Annotated in this window: 18 protein-coding genes; all 18 read right to left on the minus strand. The window is 44.6% G+C overall.

Going from position 1 to position 23,604, the window contains the following annotated elements:
- Positions 1 to 17: 17 nt before the first annotated feature.
- The 18 genes from ACTNEW_RS08035 to ACTNEW_RS08120 all read right to left on the minus strand — a co-directional run bounded on the left by ACTNEW_RS08035 (position 18) and on the right by ACTNEW_RS08120 (position 23,576).
- Entirely contained in the window at positions 18 to 671 is a 654-nt protein-coding gene (locus tag ACTNEW_RS08035; RefSeq protein ID WP_441059778.1) for a potassium channel family protein, read from the minus strand.
- A gap of 17 nt (positions 672 to 688) precedes the next feature.
- Positions 689 to 2,044: a TrkH family potassium uptake protein gene (locus ACTNEW_RS08040; RefSeq protein ID WP_441059780.1), complete on the minus strand. Its 1,356-nt coding sequence runs from the start codon at positions 2,042 to 2,044 to the stop codon at positions 689 to 691.
- 35 nt (positions 2,045 to 2,079) lie between these two features.
- Positions 2,080 to 3,069: a 6-phosphofructokinase gene (gene pfkA / locus ACTNEW_RS08045; RefSeq protein WP_441059782.1), complete on the minus strand. Its 990-nt coding sequence runs from the start codon at positions 3,067 to 3,069 to the stop codon at positions 2,080 to 2,082.
- A 101-nt stretch (positions 3,070 to 3,170) separates the two neighbouring features.
- Positions 3,171 to 6,638: a DNA polymerase III subunit alpha gene (locus ACTNEW_RS08050; RefSeq protein ID WP_441059784.1), complete on the minus strand. Its 3,468-nt coding sequence runs from the start codon at positions 6,636 to 6,638 to the stop codon at positions 3,171 to 3,173.
- Between the two features lie 66 nt (positions 6,639 to 6,704).
- Positions 6,705 to 7,544, minus strand: a complete 840-nt coding sequence (locus tag ACTNEW_RS08055; protein ID WP_441059786.1) for a CvfB family protein — start codon at positions 7,542 to 7,544, stop codon at positions 6,705 to 6,707.
- A gap of 133 nt (positions 7,545 to 7,677) precedes the next feature.
- A complete protein-coding gene (locus tag ACTNEW_RS08060; RefSeq protein WP_441059788.1) occupies positions 7,678 to 8,382 on the minus strand; it encodes a metallophosphoesterase in 705 nt (234 codons plus the stop codon).
- 178 nt (positions 8,383 to 8,560) lie between these two features.
- Complete coding sequence (gene araD, locus ACTNEW_RS08065; RefSeq protein ID WP_441059888.1) at positions 8,561 to 9,256, minus strand: L-ribulose-5-phosphate 4-epimerase; 696 nt, start codon at positions 9,254 to 9,256, stop codon at positions 8,561 to 8,563.
- Positions 9,257 to 9,323: 67 nt separating this feature from the next.
- The gene (locus ACTNEW_RS08070) at positions 9,324 to 10,043 is read right to left on the minus strand and encodes an acyl-[acyl-carrier-protein] thioesterase (protein WP_441059790.1); all 720 of its coding nucleotides are present in this window, start codon (positions 10,041 to 10,043) and stop codon (positions 9,324 to 9,326) included.
- 76 nt (positions 10,044 to 10,119) lie between these two features.
- Positions 10,120 to 10,527 (minus strand): HI0074 family nucleotidyltransferase substrate-binding subunit, encoded by a 408-nt coding sequence (locus ACTNEW_RS08075; RefSeq protein WP_441059792.1) that lies wholly within the window; start codon positions 10,525 to 10,527, stop codon positions 10,120 to 10,122.
- Entirely contained in the window at positions 10,499 to 10,780 is a 282-nt protein-coding gene (locus ACTNEW_RS08080) for a nucleotidyltransferase domain-containing protein (protein WP_441059794.1), read from the minus strand. The genes ACTNEW_RS08075 and ACTNEW_RS08080 overlap by 29 nt, the downstream gene beginning before the upstream one ends.
- 103 nt (positions 10,781 to 10,883) lie before the next feature.
- A complete protein-coding gene (locus ACTNEW_RS08085) occupies positions 10,884 to 11,717 on the minus strand; it encodes an MBL fold metallo-hydrolase (RefSeq protein WP_441059796.1) in 834 nt (277 codons plus the stop codon).
- A 17-nt stretch (positions 11,718 to 11,734) separates the two neighbouring features.
- Positions 11,735 to 11,944 carry a hypothetical protein gene (locus ACTNEW_RS08090; RefSeq protein WP_441059798.1) on the minus strand — a complete coding sequence of 70 codons (210 nt, stop codon included), beginning with the start codon at positions 11,942 to 11,944 and terminating at the stop codon, positions 11,735 to 11,737.
- 728 nt (positions 11,945 to 12,672) lie between these two features.
- Positions 12,673 to 15,882, minus strand: coding sequence for a hypothetical protein (locus tag ACTNEW_RS08095; protein WP_441059800.1), 3,210 nt, complete (start codon positions 15,880 to 15,882; stop codon positions 12,673 to 12,675).
- A gap of 85 nt (positions 15,883 to 15,967) precedes the next feature.
- Positions 15,968 to 17,887, minus strand: coding sequence for a glycoside hydrolase 5 family protein (locus tag ACTNEW_RS08100; RefSeq protein ID WP_441059802.1), 1,920 nt, complete (start codon positions 17,885 to 17,887; stop codon positions 15,968 to 15,970).
- A 17-nt stretch (positions 17,888 to 17,904) separates the two neighbouring features.
- Positions 17,905 to 19,863 carry a hypothetical protein gene (locus ACTNEW_RS08105; RefSeq protein ID WP_441059804.1) on the minus strand — a complete coding sequence of 653 codons (1,959 nt, stop codon included), beginning with the start codon at positions 19,861 to 19,863 and terminating at the stop codon, positions 17,905 to 17,907.
- 163 nt (positions 19,864 to 20,026) lie between these two features.
- Positions 20,027 to 21,595, minus strand: coding sequence for an ABC transporter substrate-binding protein (locus ACTNEW_RS08110; protein ID WP_441059806.1), 1,569 nt, complete (start codon positions 21,593 to 21,595; stop codon positions 20,027 to 20,029).
- A 106-nt stretch (positions 21,596 to 21,701) separates the two neighbouring features.
- Positions 21,702 to 22,628 carry a carbohydrate ABC transporter permease gene (locus ACTNEW_RS08115; protein ID WP_441059808.1) on the minus strand — a complete coding sequence of 309 codons (927 nt, stop codon included), beginning with the start codon at positions 22,626 to 22,628 and terminating at the stop codon, positions 21,702 to 21,704.
- Between the two features lie 18 nt (positions 22,629 to 22,646).
- Entirely contained in the window at positions 22,647 to 23,576 is a 930-nt protein-coding gene (locus tag ACTNEW_RS08120) for an ABC transporter permease (protein ID WP_441059810.1), read from the minus strand.
- Between the last annotated feature and the right edge of the window lie 28 nt (positions 23,577 to 23,604).

The raw sequence follows: 23,604 nt of genomic DNA on the forward strand, positions 1-23,604 counted from the left end.
GCTTTTCTTCCTGGTATTCAGAATGAATGGGTCTGATTCAGATCTTTATTTTTTCCAACTGCGATCAAAGTACATTCATCCGGCAATTTTTCCTCCGGATTCAAATCCACACGCACTTCATCATTCTTCTTAATACCGATGATATTAATCTTATGTTTCTCACGAACCTTAAGAGAACTGAGAGTTTTGCCCACCCATTTCTCAGGTATGCGGAACTCGGCAATACTGAACTCCGAAGAAAGTTCAAAAATATCAAGAAATCCGCCGGACATCAGATTCTTCGCAACTCGCAGACCCATGGACTGCTCCGGATAGATTACATTATCCGCTCCGATCTTGCTGAGAATCCTTCCGTGCAGACTGTTCATTGCCTTCGCCATAACATAAGGAACTCCCAAGTCCTTAGCCTGCATGGTAGCCATAATGCTGGCTTCCATGTTTTCAGCGACTGCAATAATTGCCACATCCACGTTCTGAACACCAAGAGTTTCCAGAATTCCCGGTTCCCGTACATCGGCCCTGACCGCATATGTCACTTTTTCTGAAATTTCTTGAATATTTTCTTCCTTATCGTCAATCACCAGGACATCGTTGTCACTCTCCGCCAGTGTAGTAGCCAGTGTCATACCAAACTGTCCCAGGCCGATCACCGCAAACGATTTATCTTTCATATCTTCTCCTTACAGGTTTATCCAATCATGATATCCTCAGCTGCCAGCTGCGCCTTCTCCGAACGCTTCTGTGCCCGGACAACCACTGCCATGCCAAGAGTCATCGGTCCGATTCTTCCCAGATACATGGTCAGAATCACAATCCATTTGCCTGCCAAAGTAAGCCTGGATGTCAGCCCTCTGGACAACCCCACCGTTGCAATGGCAGATGTAATTTCATAAACAATATCAATAAGAGATGTTTCCGGCATTGCTGCTGCCAAAAGCATACTCATCATAAGAAGAATTCCGAATCCCATTCCCATAATCACAACTGCTGAACGGATATAATGACTGCGGATTCTTCTGTGACGAAATTCCACATCTTCCTTCCCCCGGAGATTGGATACCACATTCAAAAACATCACTGCAACTGTCGTGGTCTTCATTCCGCCAGCTGTTCCCATGGGGGAACCGCCGATAAACATTAAAAACAGACATAAAAGCACCGATGCACTGGAAAAAGCCGCCTGATCGATTGTCAGAAAACCTGCTGTTCTGGTGGTAACTGACTGAAAAAGAGATGCCATAAGTTTCTGCCAGAGCGGCATATGCGCCATAGTTCGGGGATTGTTGTACTCAAAGAGAAAGATAAGAACGGTTCCGCCCAGCACAAGAACTGCTGTAGTCGTAAGAACCAGCTTGCTGTGAAGACGCAGGCTGCGAAATACCCGATGAACAGAAAGCTCTCTTCGGAAAACCTTCCTGATTTTGTCCGCCACATCCCACCAGACAATGAATCCCAGACCGGCTGTGATAATCAGCATAATCGTGATAAAATTGACTGCCGGATCATCCACATAGGGCATAAGGCTGTTTTCACCAAGAATATCGACACCTGCATTGCAGAAAGCAGATACGGAAGTGAAAACAGACTGCCAGATTCCTTTCACCAAACCAAACTCCGGTATGAAACAAAATGCATAACACACAGCGCCGATCGCCTCAGCGCCGAACACACACGCAACGACTTTCTTTACCAGAGTCACAAGACCGGACATCTGATCAAGATTGTAGGATTCCTGTATCATTTTTCTGCTGCGCATGGAGATTTTTTTGCGCAGAGTAATAAAAATAATACTGGCAAACGCAATAAATCCGATTCCGCCTATCTGTATGAGAATAAGCATCACGATCTTGCCGGCCAGAGTCCAGTGTGTCGCCGTTGTGACAGTCACAAGTCCGGTAACACAGATACATGTCGTTGCTGTAAAAACAGCATCTGTAAAAGAGGTACTCTGCCCCGGAGCCGTACAGAACGGCATCCGGAGAATGATCCCTCCTATCAGAATCAGTACTGCAAAGCCGCAGGCAATTACCTGGGCAGTTGTCATCTTACGTAATCTGCTGATAAATTTCTGATACATTATTATTTATTGTAATTATGAGAAAGAGACTGGTTAACTTCCCACATGAACGGATCCACGTTCTTGCTCATAGCCAGCGCCTCATTAATATCAAAATCTACAAATTCACCGTGACGGTATCCTACTACACGGCAGCTCTTGCCTGCAACAAGAAGGTCTACAGCCATAGCTCCCATCATGGATGCGTATACTCTGTCCTTACATGTCGGGTTACCACCACGCTGCATGTGTCCGAGAATCGTAGCACGGGTCTCAATACCGGTTGCTGCTTCAATACGTTTTGCCATTGCCTCAGAATGTCCGATACCTTCTGCATTAATGATGATATGATGTTTCTTACCGCGCTTACGGCTCTCGATGATGTTATTGATCAGCTTCTGCTCATCATAATCATATTTCTCCGGAATCAGTACGTCTTCTGCTCCATTGGCAATACCGCACCACAGTGCAAGATAGCCGGCGCCGCGTCCCATAACCTCGATGATACTGCATCTCTCATGAGAAGTAGAAGTATCACGTACTTTATCGATGGCTTCCATAGCGGTATTTACTGCTGTATCAAATCCGATGGTATACTCTGTACATGCGATATCCAGGTCGATGGTTCCAGGAACACCGATGGTGTTTACTCCAAGGTTTGCCAGTTTCTGTGCACCTGCAAAAGAACCGTCACCACCAATGACTACCAGACCGTCGATTCCATGTTTTTTGCAGATTTCTGCACCCCTCTGCTGTCCTTCCAGTGTACGGAATTCTGCGCATCGTGCAGTATACAGGATAGTACCGCCGCGTTCAATGGTATCTGAAACATCTTTGGCAGTCATATCAATAATTTCTTCATTTAATAATCCATTATATCCCTTCAGAATACCCTTTACATTCAGGCCCTGAGCTAATCCTCTTCTTACAACGGCACGGATCGCGGCATTCATACCAGGTGCATCACCACCACTGGTCAGTACACCAATGGTCTTAATTTTGTTATCTGCCATAATTTTGTCCTCCATCTTTTCATTCTGTCAGCCAGCCGCCCCTCTGCCGGGCTGCTGAAACTTCCAATAGTACACATATTCGGATATAGTGTATAGCATTTTTAAAAGTTTTTCAATACTCTTTCCACAACTTTAACATTGGAACTTCCATATTTTTTCTTCATTTCATTGACCCAGGAATCCTGAATTTGTACTTGATAACCAACCGGAAGCTTCTTCATGGCCTTTACATCACGCAGATAGATCACAACGCTGTCCCCGCCCGGATATCTGCGGAGTTCCTCCAGAAGCTGCGGACCTTTTTCGGCGTATTCTTCCCGGTCACGGAACTGGAACCACAATTCCTTAGGAATGTCATCAAAGGAACGAACCTTTTCCAAAATCATCTTGCTGGCCTTGTCATCCTCTGCTGAAACACGGCCCTGGATAAATACCCGGGCTTCTTCGCCAATCATCGTCTGCCATTTCTCATAATCTCTCGGGAAAACAACAACTTCCACAGTTCCCACCAGATCCTCCACAGTAAGAAATGCCATGACTTTATTATTTTTCGTATATTTGATGGTTTTATCCGTAATCATACCGCCGATGATGACTTTCTGTCCATCCATCACATGAGGATATCCGGTTTCTTCATCCTGCTGAAAATCTGTGGACTTCGCAGTGATGGTTTTTTCCATGGCACTTCGGTATTTTTCCAGAGGATGTCCGCTTAGATAAATACCCAGAACTTCTTTTTCAAAAGCAAGAAGTTCCTCTTTGTCGTATTCCTCCACATTGGGCATGCGGATCTCAAATTCCTTCTTATTCTCCTCACTGGCAATGTCAAACAGACTGAGCTGTCCTGCCATGGAATGCTTTTTGTCCTGATTGATACTGTCCACAATCTGTGTGTAGACTGTCATCTTCTGACGGCGATTTCCCTCAAGACAGTCAAGCGCACCAGCCTTGATAAAATTCTCAATGGCACGTTTATTCATGCTCTGCGTCATGCGTTCGATAAAATCTTTGAGAGAACGGTACTCTCCCCGTTCTTTCCGTTCCTGAACAAGCGCTTCGATGACCGGTCTTCCAACACTCTTGATTGCAGACAAGCCATATCGGATACAGCCGTTATCCACGGAAAATCCATATTCCCCGCAGTTGATATCCGGAGGAAGAATTTTGATTCCCATCTGACGGCAGACCAGAATATACTCTGCAACTTTGTTCGGCATTTCAATGACGGACGTCATAAGCGCAGCCATAAATTCCACCGGATAATAGTATTTCAGAAAAGCAGTCTGATAAGAAACCACTGCATAAGCCGCCGCATGAGACTTGTTAAACGCATATTTGGCGAAATCCGTCATATCGTCATAAATCTTATTCGCTGTCTTTTCCGAAATTCCGTTGGCAATACAGCCCGGAACTCCCTCTTCCGGATTTCCGTAAACAAAATTCTGCCTCTCTTTCTCCATGACGGAGGCTTTTTTCTTGGACATGGCACGGCGCACCAGGTCACTTCGTCCAAGGGTATATCCCGCCAGATTCCGCACAATCTGCATTACCTGTTCCTGATATACGATACAGCCGTAAGTCGGCTTCAGAATCGGTTCCAGCTGCGGGCAGTCATAACGGATCGTATCCGGACGATTTTTGCCGCGAATGTATTGAGGAATGAAATCCATCGGACCCGGACGATACAGGGAAATACCCGCAATTACATCCTCCAGGCTCTGAGGCTTCAGCTCTTTCATAAAGTTCTTCATGCCCGCACTTTCCAGCTGGAACACACCGTCTGAACGGCCGGTTCCAAGGGAATCCAGAACTTTTTTGTCATTATAATCAATAAACTGCATATCCAGATGAGCGCCCGTATCTTTTTCAATCAGTCTTACCGCATTCTGGATAACCGTCAATGTCCGAAGTCCCAGGAAATCCATTTTCAGAAGTCCCAGTTCCTCCAGAGTCGTCATGGTAAACTGTGTGGTAATGGAACCGTCCTGCGCCCGGGAAAGCGGAACATATTCATCCACATCCTTCTGGCTGATAACAACACCCGCAGCATGCATGGACGTATGACGGGGCAGTCCCTCCAGATGCTTCGCCATATCGATGAGATAATGAACATCCTCCTGTTCCTCATAAGCCTTACGCAGCTCCGGATTCATTTCCAGTGCTTTGTCAATGGTAATGTTCAGCTCCTGAGGAATCATTTTGGCAATGGTATCCACCTGAGCATACGGCATATCCAGAACACGGCCCACATCACGGATCACTCCACGGGCCGCAAGAGTACCGAAAGTAACAATCTGTACCACACGATCCTTGCCGTATTTGCGGACAACATAATCAATGACTTCCTGTCGGCGTTCAAAGCAGAAATCCACGTCAATATCCGGCATGGACACTCGTTCCGGATTCAGGAAACGCTCAAACAGAAGGTCATATTTGATCGGATCAAGCTGTGTGATCCCCAGCGTATACGCCACAAGGCTTCCCGCTGCGGAACCACGTCCCGGCCCCACCATAATATCATTGTCGCGGGCATATTTGATAAAATCCCATACAATAAGGAAATAATCCACGTACCCCATGTTTTTGATCGTGGATAATTCATACTCCAGACGTTCTCTCAGTTCCTGCGTCACCGGATGGTACAGACGTTCCAGACCCTCAAAACAGAGCTTATTCAGATACTCCCAGGATGTATATCCGTCAGGAACATCATATTTCGGAAGCTTGGTCACACCAAATTCGATTTCCACATGACAGCGCTGTGCAATCTTGTGCGTATTCTCAAGAGCCTCCAGCGCATAGGGAAATAATTGTGCCATTTCTTCCGGAGATTTCACATAATACTGACCGCCCTCATAACGCATGCGGTCCTCATCTGCAAGCTTTTTGCCGGTCTGAAGGCAGAGAAGAATATCGTGAGGCTGCGCATCCTCCGCATAGGTATAATGCACATCATTAGTGGCAACCAGTTCGATTCCTGTCTCCTGATGCATACGCAGAAGCTGCTGGTTCACATTCTGCTGCTCCGGAATTCCATGGTCCTGAAGTTCCAGGAAAAAATTGCCTTTTCCAAAAATATCCTGATATCGCAGAGCTGCTGCCTTCCCGTCCTCATACATGCCTCTGGTAAGATATTTCGCCACCTCACCGGCAAGACAGGCACTGAGAGCAATAATTCCTTCGTGATATTTTTCCAGTATTTCCAGATCTACCCTCGGTTTGTAATAAAATCCTTCCACAAAGCCCTTGGATACGATTTTCATCAGGTTGCTGTAACCCTGATTATTTTCTGCCAGGAGAACCAGATGATAATAACGGTCATCACCGCTGCCCACTTCTCTGTCAAATCGGGATCCGGGCGCCACATAAACCTCGCATCCGAGAATCGGATTAATCCCGGCATCTCTGGCAGCACGGTAAAAATCAATCACACCATACATGACGCCATGATCAGTGATTGCCGCACTGTCCATGCCCAGTTCCTTCACTCTGGATACATATTCTTTTATTTTATTTGAGCCGTCCAAAAGGCTGTATTCTGTATGGACATGAAGATGTGTAAAATTCAAAATATCTCTCCTGTTATCTCATTGCTGTTCTGCAGTTACCAGACGATTTCTGTCAGAACAGCTGCTTTATTTTTTATAGATACGTCTGTCTTTTATTTCTATTTTTCCTTCCTTCAGAAGATGACCCACCGCACGCTTGAATGCATTCTTGCTCAGGCCAAATTCTCTCTGGATGACCTGTGGAGAAGCTTTATCATCAAACGGCAGCACACCGGCAAATTCCTCAATGACGGAAAGAACATTTTCTGCGTCTTCTTCAATCTGGATGTATGCCTTCTGACGGTCGGTAACATTCATTTTACCATCTTCTTTTACCTCGGTAACACGAAGATCCAGAATTGTTCCGGGGCGGTATTTTCCCTGGGCTTCCCGTGCAGGAATCAGTGCGGAATATTTATCATCTACCGCAACAAACACTCCAAATCTCTCACTGATCTGATATACGCGTCCCTTGACTTCATCACCAATATTATACGGCGTTCTGGTAGAAAGATACGGATAAACCTTCATGGTTGCACACAGACGGCTGCTCTTGTCCACATAAAGAGCCACCAGGCATTCCTCACCTTCCCTCACACGCAAAACCTGTTCATGATACGGAAGAAGAAGGTCTTTTTCCAGCCCCCAGTCCAGAAATGCTCCGATCTTTGTGACCTGTTTCACTTTCAGAACTGCAGTCTGCCCTACCTGAAGCATGGGATTATTGGTCGTGGCGATCAGACGGTCTTTGGAATCTTTGTAAATGAACACCTCAAGACTGTCGCCTTCCTTTGTCCCTGCCGGTACCTGCTTCCCGGGGAGAAGAACACGCTCCTCAGGAGCCGCATTTTTGTCTTCTGCCAGATATATGCCGAATTCCACGGTTCTGACTACTGTCAGAACCTGTTTTTTCCCTAATATAATCATAAATAATCCTCCGGATGATTTTTTCCCATAAATCACTCATTTGTTACTTTTAATGCAAAAATCTGTTGAAACATTATATCACAGAACATAAGCGATTGGAATTTTTATTTTGCTGTAGAGTGTGTTTGAAAATTCATTTCCTCGGTACATAAAACATCTCACCTGTCTCAAGACAATAAGCTCCCAGATTATGCCCTGCCACACATCCACAGTCAATATCTACAAGCTGATCATGTACATAAATCTTCCCTGCATATTCTTCTCCGATTTTAAAAGTCGGGGTATGTCCGAGAATATATGTCACATCACCTTTCCAGTCTCCTGTGAAATCAGGTCTGGAAAACAGGATTTCTTCCAGAACATAATCCTGTTTCTGTGCATTCCGGTAATCACCCGGCAGAGAATGCACAAGAATATAATCTCTGCCGCACACTGTCACTTCCTCATACACAGAAAAATCCTGCATATAATCCAACAAATTTTCCTGCTCTTCTAAAGAAAGTCTTCGAAAAGCATCCGCTGTAATCTTCCCGCCATCCTCAAACCATAACTGACACCCTTTCAGGAAATCCATCGTCAGAATCTTCTCACAGTTCTCCTCACGCACCTCCTGAAGAAGTCCCGGAAGAACTTTCATTGCAATATATTCATGATTTCCCACCAGAGGAATCACATTTGGCTGCATAGACATAAACTGCAGAACTTCCACAGGCTTCGGTCCTCTGTCGATCACATCTCCCAGAACAAAAAGCTCGTCCCTGTCTGAAAAATGGATCAATTTCAGAAGCTCCATAAATTCATCATAACATCCGTGAATATCAGAAATCGCGTAATGCATTATTTTTCCTCCTTAAATTAACAGGGAATCCTGCAATAATCACCGCAAAACCGTTGTGGATATTTTCCCTCATTATAAATTATTTTCTGTGATTTTGCAAAAAAATATCATATGCGGATGTTCCTCCATAAACATTCACATATGATATTTCATTTACCGGCAAACAAATATGTCTGCGTTATTTCTTAATCTGTCCGTAATATGCGTTTGCACCATGTTTTCTGTAATAATGCTTATCCTGAAGTTCCTGCGGCGCCGGCTTCACATCCGGATTAATCTGTTCACAGCGGGTAGCCATTTTAGCCACTTCCTCAAGAACAACCGCATTATGTACTGCTTCGTGAGCATCTTTTCCCCAGGTAAAAGGTCCGTGATTTTTACAGAGAACAGCCGGAACTGCTTCATAGTCTTTGTCTTTATAATAATCTGCAATCAGAATACCGGTATTCTTTTCGTAAGCTTCCTCAATTTCTTCTCTCGTCAGATTGCGCACGCAGGGAACTTCGCCATAAATGTAATCTGCATGAGTTGTTCCGTAGCATGGAATCGCGCGTCCCGCCTGTGCCCAGCTTGTCGCCCAGGAGGAATGTGTATGAACGATTCCACCGATATTGGGAAATGCATTATAAAGTACCACATGAGTTGGGGTGTCAGAGGACGGATTGTATTCTCCCTCTACTTTATTTCCTTCCAGATCCACCACTACCATATCTTCCGGGTTCAGTTTGTCGTAGTCTACACCGCTTGGTTTGATAACAAAGAGGCCTTTTTCCCTGTCAATTCCGCTGACATTTCCCCATGTAAATGTTACCAGACCGTATTTCGGCAGTTCCATGTTCGCTCTGTATACTTCTTCTTTTAATTTTTCCAGCATCGTTTTGTCTCCTTTTCCACGCAGGCGCTCACTATACCATTCGCCTGGTATTTCTTCTGCATTTTCTTTATTCTTTGTTTGTTCCGGTAAATTCCACCACTGCATAGGCTTCCTGCTGTTCTGTATCCAGAACTACGGTTACTCTGCCCTCTTCCTCACGGATCTTCGGACAGATCACATCGCACAGCCTTGCCTGTTTTTTGTATTCCGCTCTCATCTGGCGTACCAGAAATCCCTCGGGCAGATAATCCTCTGCCATGCGGATATACTGGCAGTTATTTACATGATGATTGGTATCCAGATGGTGTTTCTGAACCGTGAAACTTTCTTCTTCCCTGAAATTCTCCGGAAGCCGGATTTTACGCGGTGCATAATCCATAGCCAGTTTTTCTTCTTTTATATATCCTGCTGTATCTTCCTCTGTCAGTTTCAAAGGAAGTCCTGTCTCTGCATCCAGATGTGTCCAGAATGTATTGGCATAGGCAAGCATCTCGCCCTCCGCCGTCTTCATGGTAAAATTACGCATCCCCATAAACCCTTTAAAATCATATGGCCATGTGGCCGTCTCAATATGCTCTCCAAGCTTCGGATATCTGTCAACAACTACCTGCCAGGAAGAAAGAACCCAGAGCCTTTTCCTGTCTTTCAGAATATTTACCCCCTGATGAACTGCATCCGAATGAAAAATACTGCAGTCCTGAAAGTAATTGAGAATTCCCGGCAAAGTCAGGCATCCGTTCTCTCCAATCTCGCTGTAACGCACTCTTCCGTCAAAACAATAACTCATAAAGTCAACCTCTTTTTGGCATCTCTGCTTCATTCACCCATCAGTAAAACATTTTCCTGGAAAATTATGGGGATTTCTAATGAAACGAAAGGATTTCTTCTGCTCTTATTCGGAATTCGTAAAACCTGTCTATATAAACATTTACAATTCTCGTACAGTATTCTTTCACAATCATCCCATCATAATCATGAGCCAGCTGATTTCTTACTTTCAGCATTTCCATCCATATATCATCAGAAATCATTCCCATTTTGAATGATTCTCTCAGTACTTCCCGTGGAGAACCGGCTGCAAATCCAACAATGGCATAATGCTGAACAAGTATATCTTTCATAACCTTCCATGACAGATCAAATGTAATACTGAATTTAGCACTCGTTCCGCTCAGAACGAAGGAATCTGACAGATCTCTTTCTCTTGCTTCTGAAAGAGAATCCAGTGAATTTTTAAAAGACTCAAATCTTTTCGTAAATTTTTCGTCCATATTGTCTGATATCCTCCAACAACAATTGATTTCTGCATTCTTCCAGTTCAACCAGATCTATCGTATACAACGTCGGAATATCTTCTACCTCTTCACACAATGAATCAAAATCTCCTGCTCCGGACACTGCTATATCAATATCACTGCGTTCCATCTGAGTGTTTTTTGCCCTGGAACCAAATAAAATCACCTGTGAAACAGAATGTTTCTTACAGATTTCCACCACTTTGTCTATGACTTCTTCTGCACTCATATCTGTCACCTCTGCTTCATTCACCCATGTCTGTAAGTATTTTCATCTTATCATAATGCAAAATAATATGCAACTGCGGGATATACTTCTACGGGCATCCTTCTTATGCCAGGATATATCGTTCTCCCGGCACAAAGATATGATAGGGCAGTGAAGGCGCCAGTCTGTGAATCGCATCTGCAAAAATTCCGGGATTCACAGAATTGACTTCGTACAAATCCCAGTGTACCGGCATCAGTAATCCGGCATTGGTATTCCTTGCAATCGTTATTGCCTCCACACTGTCAAAGCAGCCAATAATATCTTTAACATAAGTGCGGTAATAATCTCTTCCATTGACTGGAAGTATTAAAGCATCACAGTTCTGTATCCTCTGCTCCAGCCCGTCATAAGGACAGCAGTCTCCGGAATGAAAAATTTTTTTCTCTCCCAGCGCAAACAGAATACCTGTCTCTTCATAGCCGCCTTCCCCGTCGGGATGCAGTTCTTCATGAGCCGCCGGTACACCGGTCACGCGGATATTTCCTTCCAGAAGCATTTCCTCATCTGCCTTTATTTTGCAGATTCGCTCCGCAGGGATACCATATTCCTTCAGCGCGCTGCACACCGATGCGCAGCCCATAAAGACAGCCTTCTGATTACATTCTGCTACTGCCTTCAATGTATCCGGATCCGCATGGTCGCAATGGGTATGTGTACAGAAAACATAATCCAGAAAATCCAGTTCCTCCGACCGGATGGGGGACGGATACAGCCGTTTCCACTGTACCAGATCCGAGCTGAAGTTTCTGTCCACATAATCAGAAAGATAGCCGTCTATCATCAGATATTTTCCCTGGTATTTCAGGATAAATCCAACCTGACCCAGATAAAACAGAGCCACCTGTGAGGGAAGAAGCTCTGTACCGAGTATTTTTTCTTTCAATCCGCTTTCCATAGATATTCTTCTCCTTTTTATTTATCATATTTTTCTATTACGCAATCATACTTCTTGGACACCTTGTCATAATTAATCCCTGCCAGAAGCAGATTTCCCGAATAATCCTGCAATATCTCCGGATATTTTTTATCTTTTATCTGCCGGATTGCCGCATCTGCTGTTTTATCCCATTTCAATTCTATTACAATTGCCGGTTTATTGGTGATGTCTGCGTAAGCAGACATTTCCGTTAGATTCTTCCATCGTTTTAGCAACTGAACTCAGTCCATCTGTATCCTCAATCGCATTCAGATATTCTTTCGCGACTTCTTTATTTGGAATCCGGACAGTTCCTTCGATTCCGTCATATGTCAGATATCCAAGATGTATCAGCAACGTTAATACATTATCTTTACTGTTCGGACTGGTCATATCATTTGTGAATTTATCAATATTTACACGAACACAATCTCCAAGAAATTCTACATATTCAATTGTAAAACCATATGTTTATTCAAATGCATCTGATAGGACGGATCTTCTGTTTCTACCAATGGATTCAATTTTGATATTAACGTACTTTTATCTATATAAATCTGTGCGTTACAACTCATATAGAATTTACTGCCCCCCGGATTCAAATAAATCCCCATACTGTCTCACCTCAATCTTAATGCTTCCGATAAGCTGACATCTTTTCTAGTTCTAGTCTAGCATAGCATAAACCATTCCGCAAGTAGACAGTAATTAAGAGTCAGAGGGACAAGTTCTGCTGTTACTGTTCACTCCGTTCTCAGTAACACGCTCCGCGATGCACAGAATTTATGCAATAAGCATAATTTCGTGCGTTGACTGTCTCAGGATTTCCATGCATAAATGCATGGAAACACCTCGCGGGATATTACCTGCGAACAGTAACGTTCTGCTTCTCAAGATTCTTTGATCCACATAACCTGTCCCCACCCTTGACTCCTTATTCCATTATTATAAGCACCGGCGTTTTCAGAATACCGGTAGGCTGCAGCTGATATTCATATGCCCACTCGCAGCCTGTTGTCCGGTAAGAAGCCGGTCCATGGTCATCTGCCTGCAGATTACAGTTATGAAGTGCGCCAAAAGTATTTACTCTGTTTCCATACATAATGATTTCCAGTAAATGTTCCCCTTTTTCTACCTCTCCAAGTGAACATTCATAAGGCGAAAAAGCAATTCCCGGAAGCTTCCTTCCATCCAGCTTTACCCCAAGATAAGGAGACCGGAACAGATTTGCCGACAAAACATACCTGCTTCCATCCGAAACAAAAGGAATCCGGTATATCACATTACCGCCGTAAAACGGGAAGCCCATCGTTGTCAGATTTCCAAAAGAAAGCCTCCTTACAGGTGCACACAGCACCTGTTTCTTTCCATTTACTCTGACTGTAAAATCACCCAGGATCATCATATTTTCCACATTTGTCCTGCTGTTATACGGGATATCCACCTGCAGAATATGCACCCCCTTCGTAAGCACAGGAAGCGGAATTTTATATATACAGGGATCCACATACCATCCATCCGGTACACATGGCACCCTCTTTCCATCCAGATAAATCCCCGTATCCGCGCCATACTCCAGAGCCAGTTCACATGCTGTCAGAACACACTCACATTCCACTGTATAGCGCAGGGAAAGCTGATGTTCCAGAGGTTCTTCTCCTTTTCTCACCCATGGCTGTGCATGACCTCCATTTCGAACCGGATATCCCAATTTTTCCCGAAACAAATTATCAATTCTTAAAGTTTCCTCCTCCGGATGCCATTCTCCCCGGTCAAAACGGTATTCCGCAATATCCAGAACACTGACATTCGGTTCAGAAAAATCCACATCATTCACATAAGGAACTGCCGCCTCTTTTCTGATGTTTTTCTCTTTCCCGATATTCTCCCCTTTTTCCTGAGAAATTTTTTCCGGATATTGATACGGGTGCAGCTGTACCTCTCCTGCCTCCAGATGTAAAAGAAGAGAATCCTGATCATACAGTGTCGGATAAATCACCGTTTCATTTTCCTTCCATACGGTTTCCGCAGGATAGATTTCCCCTGTTACTGTATCATATACCGTCATATTCCATCTGCCGCGTATGCTGACTGTCAGGTTCTGCTTCACCGGAAAATCGATAAATTTCCGCCGCCACTGAGAGCCTCCGCAGTCAAATACATATTCTTCCAATATCTCACTGGTTTTTGCATGCGCAATAAATACCCATCTGTCTTTTCCTTCTTCTCTCATCTGATAGATAAGGCTCTCGGAAGAATAACCTTCTTCCTCCAGAATACGGATATCCCGATAAGGCTCCAGTGCCTTTAACACAGCCTGTCTGGTATAGGGAATCTTTTCTGTCTTTTCCGCCAGCATCGTACCTCTGTCCGAAGCTCTGGCATTTACGAGGAAAGGCGCATCTCCGGCAAATATCACCCTTCCGCCCATTTTTGCAAATTTTTCCAGAACATCCAGTGTACTGCTCCTTAATGTCCTGCAATTCGGGATGAAAATCACTTCATAATTCATTTCTCCCACTTTCAGAGCCGGGCTGTTTTTCTTCAGGCACACACTCACTTTTTCTCCGGCCAGTTCCGGAAGCAAAGCTTCTGATATATAGTCAAAATCAATGGTCCCATATAACAGCCATTCCGCCAGATTCCGGAAATCTGCTTCCATTTCTCTTCTGGCATTTCCTGTCTGATCCATCGGCCCCCAATACAGCCAGAAAGATTCTATCGGATGGATCACGCCCACACGCACATGCGCCTTTCCTCTTGTCATGGCAGTATTTACTCTTGCAAAATGCTCCTCCACAAGAGAGTATTCCTGATACCAGGGGGACTGATATCCTATGGAAGCCGGATAATCCCGCTTTGCCTCGCCTTCCATGGAAGACCAGGTCAGATGATGTACCCGCAGTGTCACTCCGAGTGCCGCCTGCCAGTCTCCCGCCAGCTTATGTCTGCGAAAATCAAAATCCCATCCGGTCACTCCGTACAATTCACTGAGCATGGCTTCTTTTCCATATTGGTGTACAACACTCTGACATTGTTTTGCCGTATTTAATTCCCGGTTATCACAAAGCATATCAATGCCCGGAATGCCAAAAGAACGATAGGAACGCATGTCCTCTCCCGAAGCATGTGTCTGTTTTCCAAGTGTCGGTTCTTCAAACATGTGCCCTGCCAGCGCGATCCTGTGTTCTGTACACCATGCCCCGATCTGATCTGCATACGCATTCACAAACCGGTCAGTCACATAATTATGAAATTCATACCGTACTGCTGAGAACTGATCTTCCCCAAGTTCCCAGAACAGCTCCGGCAAATGCGCAAGAAGGCTGTAACCATATCTGCCCTGAAATCCTTCTTCCAGATCATCCGCCCATGGCATTGCCATATTTTTCTTCTGCTCCGCAAATTCCAGATAGTGTTTTCCTGCAAAATGAGGTTCATCTGTAAAAATTGCCGGTATCTCCGTGCCAAATTCATCTCCGAATCTTTCATAATACTTTTCATGTACCTCATCAAGAAAAGCACGTACCGCCCTGGCGTCCAGATTGTTTGCATAGCTCTGATCGTTAAATCCTGGGTCAGTCCCGGATATTTCCATGTAGGCAAACCATTCATCGTATCCCTCTTTAACAGGTTCGCCCTCTTTCATTACTGCATAATCCTTCAGATAACCACCTTTTAACAGAATCTGATAACGGGCAAGCAATGACCTCTCTTCGCTTCGCAAAACAGAACCGCCCATATTTGTTTCTTCCTCCGGTATGGGCTTTCCATCCTGACACTCCGGAGAAAACAGCAAAAAACGCAGCCTGTTTTCATGCTTTTTTGTTACCAGTCCTCCGGCAAACCCGGACGGCCAGCGATCTTCGTCATACAGCCACGTATACATATGATGTTCTTTCAGCCTGTTATGTGCATATTCCACGCGGTCCAGAAATTCCTCACTCATATAGGGATGATTCATTCCGGTACGGCTGTGTATAAACGCACCGCCCATCCCCATCTCTTTTACAGCCTGTACACACCGGTCGATTTTTTCATTATCCATATAACTGTTCCATGCCCAGAAAGGAGCTCCCCGAAAGTATTCCGGCGGATTTTTAAAGACCTCACGGGACAGTTTTTCTTCATTGTGATACAGCATACATTCCTCCATTTACAGTATACCTTTCTCTGTTTCCGGATACCGTTCTTCATTTTGCGGATATTACGGGATAAAACCATTTATTTCATATATTCCCATTGACGTTATGATTATGGCGGATTTTCAGGATACAGCAATCATTTCCTGAAAGCTGCAGAGAACCTCTGATGTATTCTCCCTCTTCCCAGCCTTCTGACAGTTTCAGCGAAATTTCTGCCGGCTCCGGATCGTAATTGATGAAAACAAGTATCCTTTCGTGCTCACTGACAATATGCTCTGTCAACCCTACATTACTGTTTCCCGTCCCTTTATCGATGGAAGCAGCTTTTTCCCCTGGAGCATATTCCTTTACTTTCTCATATATTTTATAGTATCCGGGTGTCCCGTTCACTCTCTGATCACGCCGTGCCAGTGTCATTTCCAGCGGAGCGGCCATTAAGATCACATGACCTTTTCCATAACTGCATACCGTACATACCGGTATTCCATCTTCATCAGCTGCCAGAACCTGCGCATCTTCCGGTTCCAGATACATCTGATAGGAGAAGAATATCGGAAGGTCTTCCTTTTCTTCTTCCAGTCTGACCATTTTTTCCGCCGCAGACTTCATGCGTCCTCTGGAATGTACATGGCAGAATCTTTCAATACCGCTGATCAGTCCGTCATCAAGAGAAAGATACAGGCAGGCTCCGTCTTCCACTTTCTTCATAAGTTCCAGAAAATGCCCTTTTGTAATAGCAGAATCTCCGCAGATTCCCGGCATAAAATAACACTTGCTCTCCGGAAGTTTCTGTTCCGCATAAATGAATTCCAGATCCATTCCCGCCTGTTTCGCCAGAATAAAACTCATATACGCATTTGCCCATGCATCCTGCCCGTGAGTCAGGATACATACGCCATCCACCACACGTTCCGGGAGTACTTCCATCGGAAATTTTTCCAGAAAATCAGTAAATTCTTTCAATTCCTTTACCACAGTTTTTGGACTCTGATCCTCATGGAACAGCCCGAGTTCCCGCTCAACAGCGCACCAGTCATACGGTGCATGCATCAGGTGACTCTGTTCATTGGCACACCACCACAAATAGCCCCGGCAGTCATGTGCCCAGAGAGAATAGAGGCAGGTACGGACAAAAGCCGCTGCCGTTTCTTCATCGCCCAGCATATTTCCAAGTGTCCCGGCTTCCTCTACAAAACATGGTTTTCTTCCGATCCCGCGGTAAAGCAGTGTTTCCGCCGTACCATGAAGTTCTGTCCGGATCGTGTTAATGGGTGCGGCATCACACCACGGAGTAAATAACGGATAGGGATGTGTCGTAAGAACATCCGTCAGTTCTGCCTGCTGCCGGATATTCCATTTTCCCTCCGGAAGCAGTCCATGCATACCTGAAATAATCGGTCGTCTGCCGTCCTCCATACGAATCGCTCCCGCGATCGCCGAAGCCCATGCATATAATTCCTCCGGTTCCTCAAAAGGAGCCAGACAATTGCATTCATTTCCCAGATCCCAGGCTTCTATAGCCTTACTATCCCGGAAATGTCTCACGAAGCACCGTACATAGCGAACCTGCCACATAATTGCCGCCGGATCCCTAATGATATTCTTTCCCTGAAGTGCTTCCGGTACATAAAGCCGTCCGCTCATCCATCCCGTGATCAGCCCCACGATCAGCGTAATTCCATATTGCTCTGCAAGTCTGCAGAATTCCTCGAATTTTTCCAGTGCCTCTATAGAAACACCACACTGACCTTCCCAGGTATCCGGCAGAGGCTCTTCTCCCATTCGATATTCCCTTAAAACCCCGGCCTGTCCATACATTGCTCTGACAGGCTGAAAATCCGGCCAGAGAGGAAATACCCGCAGAGTCCGTACCCCATACTCCGCCAGTCTTTTCATGTCTTCCTTAACAATATCCGGCCTCCACTCCCGCCACATATTTGTTCCGGCATGAGAAGCCCAGTAATTACATCCCACGGTAAATGTTCCTTTTTTCAAAAGATTCATCTTGTTCTCCTTCTGCATCAGAAATTTAATTCATAAACAGTACCCATACGATCCCTGGCTCCAATTACTACTTTTTTTCCGTCCCTGCTCACATCCAGACAGCATGGCCGACTGCTCATATGGATGCCGGGATCATACTCTGCATCCAGCCGCAGTGCACCCAGTTCTTCCAGACCGGCTTTCTCCGTATAGCGGAAAACAATACCCAAATCGTTTTCATCCCCGCCAACACCATAAACCACTTTGCCGTCACAGTCCCCGGCCAGTCCCCGTACAGGTCCGTTAATGCAGGCACGTCCCAGACGATAGATACTTCCGTCTTCCCGGACAATCCCCACAACACCATCCTGTGTTCCCACAAAACTTCTTCCGTCTCCCAAAGACACCTCTGCTGTAACAATAGCCTTGTACTGCCTTCCCGGAACCGCCAGTGCCTCTATTTTTTTCCCTGTCAGCGGAGTCTGTTTTTCCTCAAGAGCGATACATTCCGATTCCGACATTTCTCCCCTCGTTTTTACACACACATCATCTCCGTGAATGCGGAAAAAATGCTCCTTTCCCTCTCCGCTGCACAATCCCAGAATATCACCGTCTTCATCCAGCACCACACGCATCACCGGAGATTGTTCCGGCTTTATATGAAGCCATAATTTCCATGCATTCCAGTGATCACATCTTACATGAAACGGATTTTCATCAAGAAATCTGCCGTAATCTTTTGTCATTTCTGCCATTTCCCGGTACTGTTCTGTTCCCATGGTTGTGTACGGATCTTCCGGCATCACCGAATGTTCATTCCTGTGCGGACGGAATTCTTTCAGATCGATCGTAAAAACAGCCGGCAGATCTGTTGCATGATTGGTATCTGCCACATAATAAACATCATGATAAATATACGCTTCGCTGACACCTGCTACAATACGCGTTCCCGGAGTTCCCATGGTTCCAAGAACCTCCGGTTTTCCATCATGCAGAATATCCCAGCGAACCAAAGTACCGCTGGTACTTCCTTCTTCATAACTGCTTTCCAGTACATACCAGAGCACGTTTTCAAAGTCCAGCGCAGGACCGTAAACAGCCGCTCTTACTCTGGTGGGATCTTCCGGAAGAGCTTCCTCACCATAGCTGCCCATATTCACCAGTTCCTCTGTTTTTGGATCAAATATATACAGACCATCTGTCAGCACAGCAGCCATGATCATTCGTCCGTCCGGCAGGTTTACAGCATAATCCAGACGCATGATTTTATTTGAAAAAGAATTCCCTTTTGCAGGGGTAAATCTGGCAGACAGCTGCTCGATTTCATCTGTGTCCACATTTAAACGTGCAAGATATCCGGATCGGGTGGACCAGTACAGCTTTCCATCCGTTCCTTTGTGAAGCCGGAAACATCCGTATTCTGTAACCTGACCGTAATCCTTTACCTGTTTATCCGAAAGATCGTAGCTGTACAGATGTCCCCGGATATAGCCGGTAAAATAAAAACGATTGGTTTTTTCTACGTAAACACCGCCATAAATCGACTCAAAAGGCACAGGGATTCCCAACGTATGAGCTTCTCCCGTCTCCGGATCATAATCAATCAGATGAGAACCGGAAAAACCTTCCCACGGATGCGCATAATATCCTTCCGGAAGCCAACAGGGATGCACCGGAGATTTGTCTGTCGTATGAGTGGACATAAGAATATGTCCGTTTGGCAGGAAACTGATCGATGTATGAATCTTGCTGTGGCGAATGGTACGGTAAGCCGGCAGAATCACATCCTCCACCTTAAAAAGCAGTTTACATTCCTCTGTTTCCGGAATGTATTCATAAAACCTTGCATAACTGCTCTCAATCAGCTCTGAACAGAGACTGAAATAAATTTTTCCCTCCGGAGAAATGGCAAAATCCCACATGGCATTATGTGTTCCCTTTCCTCCCATGACTTTATGATGCACCCCGTTCTGGGCAATATATGGTAAAACTTTCATCCTGCACTCCTCCTTTTATTTTATGAGAAACATACGCCGCCGGGCGCATATACAAAAATATCCTGATTCATTCACTCGATTTTTTCTCGGAATGAATCAGGATACTCTTTTACTCATTCATCACATTGCTGGAATATTTACATCCCGGGCATTTTTATTTAAATTATTTTCCCTGCTCAGCATTCCATGCATCGATCTGAGACTGTGCTTCTGCGATAATCTTGTCAACACCGCTTGCTGTAAGTTTCTCGTTCATCTCATCAAATGCTGCATTCACTTCATCTGCTGACTCATAATGTCCGAGAATCAGGTCATTGTATTCGTCCAGAACATTGGCACAGGCAGTGATTTCATTTTCTACACTGGACGGATCAAAGGTAAATCCCATATGAGCAGACAATTTCGCACTGTTGTTGTATTCCAGCATCTTCTTAAACACGATGCCATCCGGACCGCCATAGGATTCCGGTGCATTCGTGATGGTCAGATTGCCCCAGTTATCGCCGTACCAGTACAGCCATCCCGGATTGGAAGGATCTTCATTTCGTGTACCTTCCAGATTCATTTTACCATCTTCTCCAATTGTATAGTGTTCCCCTTCAATACCAAAACGAAACAGGGTTGCCAGATACGGATCGGTATTTACCAGTTCGATCAGCATCATAGCGCGCTCCGGATTTGCACAGTTTGCAGAAATTGCCAGTGCAGAGGATGTAAAGTTTCCGGAATCCGTCCAGATATTTTCAAAAGGAACCAGCTTGCTGCTGAACTCATTGCTGAAAAGATGTTCATCAATCCAGGTATATCCCCATGCCAGATTTACCAGAGTAGACGACTCGGACATTACCGTTGAAGCAATTTCTGTATAATCATAAGCATACACACCTGCTTCCGACAGACGCTGCTGGCTTAAACAGAACTCACGGAATTCATCTGTTGCATAAAGGTTATAAACCGTATCCGGATCATATCCTCCAATTGCATCTACATCCGGAATATTACAAACAGCATATCTTAAGCTGTCCATCTGTTCCACCTGGAAAAAGTAAGGAAATACAACAGATGCCATATCGGAAACCAGAGGTTCACCTTCCCATTCCGGATGTTTTTCATTGCGGATTTCCATGGCCTTTAAAAGCGTTTCCTCCAGATCGCGTCCGTTTTTGGCACCGATATTTTCCATATCGATTCCCAGTTCATTTGCCAGATCTTCATTATAGATGTAGCCCATGATATAACAGTTATCCTTTAAATTCGGAACACAGTAAATATTTCCATCCACTTCCAATGAGTTCCATACATCTTCACTGAACAGACCCTTGCTGCCGGTTCCGTATTTTTCCAGCAGTTCATTCATAGGATAAAAAGCACCCTGTCTTGCATTCACAGCATAAGGAAGAGCACCACCGCTTACTCTGACAATTCCGCAGTCCTCACCGGCTCTTAACATATTCGGAACCTTATCTTTATACTCTGCATTTGTCAGCAAATGAACATTCACGTTCATATTCAGTTTTTCCTTCAGGTACTCATTGACCTTTTCCATAACCATGTCAAAATCCGGTCTGACAGGACTCAGTTCCAGATACCACTCCAGTTCCACATACTCCAGATCCTCTGCCGCTGTTGTCTCAGCGGTTTCCTCTTCTGCCAGAACAGTCATGCATGGAGCAGCAGCAAGTGATGCAGCGCAAAGCATGGATAACAGTTTCTTTGCCCATTTCTTTTTCATGTAACATTCCTCCTTGTAATTATTTTTTTTATCACAACCTATGATCTTCACCCACCATAGAACATGATCCTTTTTCATACTCTGACAATCATTTCATCGTCTTTATTTATTCTTTAATACTTCCTACCGTCATACCATTTACAAAATATCTCTGGAAAAAAGGATATGCAAACAGAACCGGCACCACTGCTATCACCGTACATGCCATACGCAGGTTTGTACTTGGCAGCGACTTTAAAAGCCGGAGTCCATCCGGTCCGGATGCAGCCTGGGTATTCTGCTTCAGAAAATCAATAGAACTCTGCAGTTTGGTTAAAAGTGTCTGCAGCGGAACCAGGTTTGGATTATCCACATAAAGCATACCAATAAACCAGTCATTCCATTTTGCAATAAACGTAAACAGTGCAACCGTTGCAATTCCCGCCTTTGACAGCGGGACAACAATTTTGAAAAAAATCGTAAAATGCCCGGCACCGTCAATCTTTGCCGCATCAAACAGCCCATCCGGAATCGCTGTTCGAATAAAGGTACGCAGAATAATCACCATATACGCGCTTACCAATCCCGGAAGAATAAGAATCCATACGGTATCCTTCAGATGATAGTAACGAACATTCAGAATATACGAAGGAACCAGACCTCCGGAAAACAGCATTGTAAAAAACAGCATCCACGTAAGAAACCTGCTGTATCGAAAATTTCTCTGGGAAATGACATATGCAAACATCATCATGATCAGAAGCCCCAGCACGGTTCCGACTACAGAATAAATAATCGTAATTCGATAAGACCTTAAAATCTGATCCCCCATCTCCAACAGATAACGATAGCCTTCCAGCGACCATTCCTGCGGCAAGAAAGTATACCCCGCTTTTTTTATGCTCTCAGAACTTGAAAAAGATACAACCACCATTAATGCCATCGGCAGAATGACCATCATTGCACAAAAGATCAGCAAAATACTGAAAATTATATTCCATTTTGCGCTGACGCGATTCATCACTTTTTCTTTTCTCTTTTTCTCGCCTTTCATTTTCAGCCTTCCCTTCTCCTAGAACATTGCGCTGTCGGGATCAATTTTGGAGACAATCTTATTGGCTGCAATTACTGCAGCAAAACCTACTACCGACTGATAAAATCCTGCTGCCGCAGACATGCCTACATTTCCCACATCCATCAGCCCCCGGTAAATATAGGTGTCGATCACATCGGTCACCGGATAAAGCGCACCGCTGTTCTTGGTAACTGTATAAAACAAACCGAAGTCACCGCGGAAAATATTACCGATAGACATAATCAGTGTAATTGCCGCAACAAATCTCAAATGCGGAATTGTAATGTATCTTGCCTGCTGCAGTCTGGAAGCACCGTCCAGAACAGCTGCTTCATAATAATCATTGGAAATTCCTGAAATTGTTGCCAGGAATAAAACCGTCTGATATCCCACACTCTTCCAGGCATTAATAAATATCAGAAGCGGCGGCCAGATTTCCGTTCTTTTGTACCAGTCAATCAACCCCTTGTTTCCAATCATCTGTAATATCTGATTCACAAATCCATTATCACGATCCAGAAATGCCATCACCAGAATCGCTACCACTGCCCAGGACAAAAAGTACGGCATAATAAATACTGTCTGCAGTGTTTTTGCCATAAACTTTACTCTCAGTTCATTCAGCAGCAATGCCAGTGCCACAGATAAAACAAGATTCAATGCGATAAACACTACATTATACAAAATCGTATTTCTGGTGATTCTCCAGGCATCCGATGTTGTAAACAGGTACTCAAAATTCTTCAGCCCCACGAATTCCGAGCCCCATATTCCTTTTTGAACGTTATATTTCTTGAAGGAAAGTATCAGACCACCCATCGGAAGATAACAGAACATAATCAGCCAGATCACCGTTGGTAAAGCCATCAGATAAAGAGGAATATCTTTTTTGCAGAACCATTGCCTTTTCTTTCTTTTCTCTTTCATTCATCTTCTCCCCTTTCCTATGTCAATT

The organism is Blautia sp. HCP3S3_G3, from assembly GCF_052063365.1.
Classification (GTDB): Bacteria; Bacillota; Clostridia; order Lachnospirales; family Lachnospiraceae; genus Blautia_A.

Coding starts and splice junctions, on each gene's coding strand:
- ACTNEW_RS08095 (WP_441059800.1), bottom strand. CDS start 15,882: ATGCTGTATCACAATGAAGAAAAACTGTCCCGTGAGGTCTTTAAAAAT.
- ACTNEW_RS08115 (WP_441059808.1), bottom strand. CDS start 22,628: ATGAAAGGCGAGAAAAAGAGAAAAGAAAAAGTGATGAATCGCGTCAGC.
- ACTNEW_RS08110 (WP_441059806.1), bottom strand. CDS start 21,595: ATGAAAAAGAAATGGGCAAAGAAACTGTTATCCATGCTTTGCGCTGCA.
- ACTNEW_RS08070 (WP_441059790.1), bottom strand. CDS start 10,043: ATGAGTTATTGTTTTGACGGAAGAGTGCGTTACAGCGAGATTGGAGAG.
- ACTNEW_RS08040 (WP_441059780.1), bottom strand. CDS start 2,044: ATGACAACTGCCCAGGTAATTGCCTGCGGCTTTGCAGTACTGATTCTG.
- ACTNEW_RS08120 (WP_441059810.1), bottom strand. CDS start 23,576: ATGAAAGAGAAAAGAAAGAAAAGGCAATGGTTCTGCAAAAAAGATATT.
- ACTNEW_RS08075 (WP_441059792.1), bottom strand. CDS start 10,527: ATGGACGAAAAATTTACGAAAAGATTTGAGTCTTTTAAAAATTCACTG.
- ACTNEW_RS08055 (WP_441059786.1), bottom strand. CDS start 7,544: ATGATTATATTAGGGAAAAAACAGGTTCTGACAGTAGTCAGAACCGTG.
- ACTNEW_RS08085 (WP_441059796.1), bottom strand. CDS start 11,717: ATGGAAAGCGGATTGAAAGAAAAAATACTCGGTACAGAGCTTCTTCCC.
- pfkA (WP_441059782.1), bottom strand. CDS start 3,069: ATGGCAGATAACAAAATTAAGACCATTGGTGTACTGACCAGTGGTGGT.
- ACTNEW_RS08060 (WP_441059788.1), bottom strand. CDS start 8,382: ATGCATTACGCGATTTCTGATATTCACGGATGTTATGATGAATTTATG.
- ACTNEW_RS08105 (WP_441059804.1), bottom strand. CDS start 19,863: ATGAAAGTTTTACCATATATTGCCCAGAACGGGGTGCATCATAAAGTC.
- araD (WP_441059888.1), bottom strand. CDS start 9,256: ATGCTGGAAAAATTAAAAGAAGAAGTATACAGAGCGAACATGGAACTG.
- ACTNEW_RS08100 (WP_441059802.1), bottom strand. CDS start 17,887: ATGAATCTTTTGAAAAAAGGAACATTTACCGTGGGATGTAATTACTGG.
- ACTNEW_RS08035 (WP_441059778.1), bottom strand. CDS start 671: ATGAAAGATAAATCGTTTGCGGTGATCGGCCTGGGACAGTTTGGTATG.
- ACTNEW_RS08090 (WP_441059798.1), bottom strand. CDS start 11,944: ATGTCTGCTTACGCAGACATCACCAATAAACCGGCAATTGTAATAGAA.
- ACTNEW_RS08080 (WP_441059794.1), bottom strand. CDS start 10,780: ATGAGTGCAGAAGAAGTCATAGACAAAGTGGTGGAAATCTGTAAGAAA.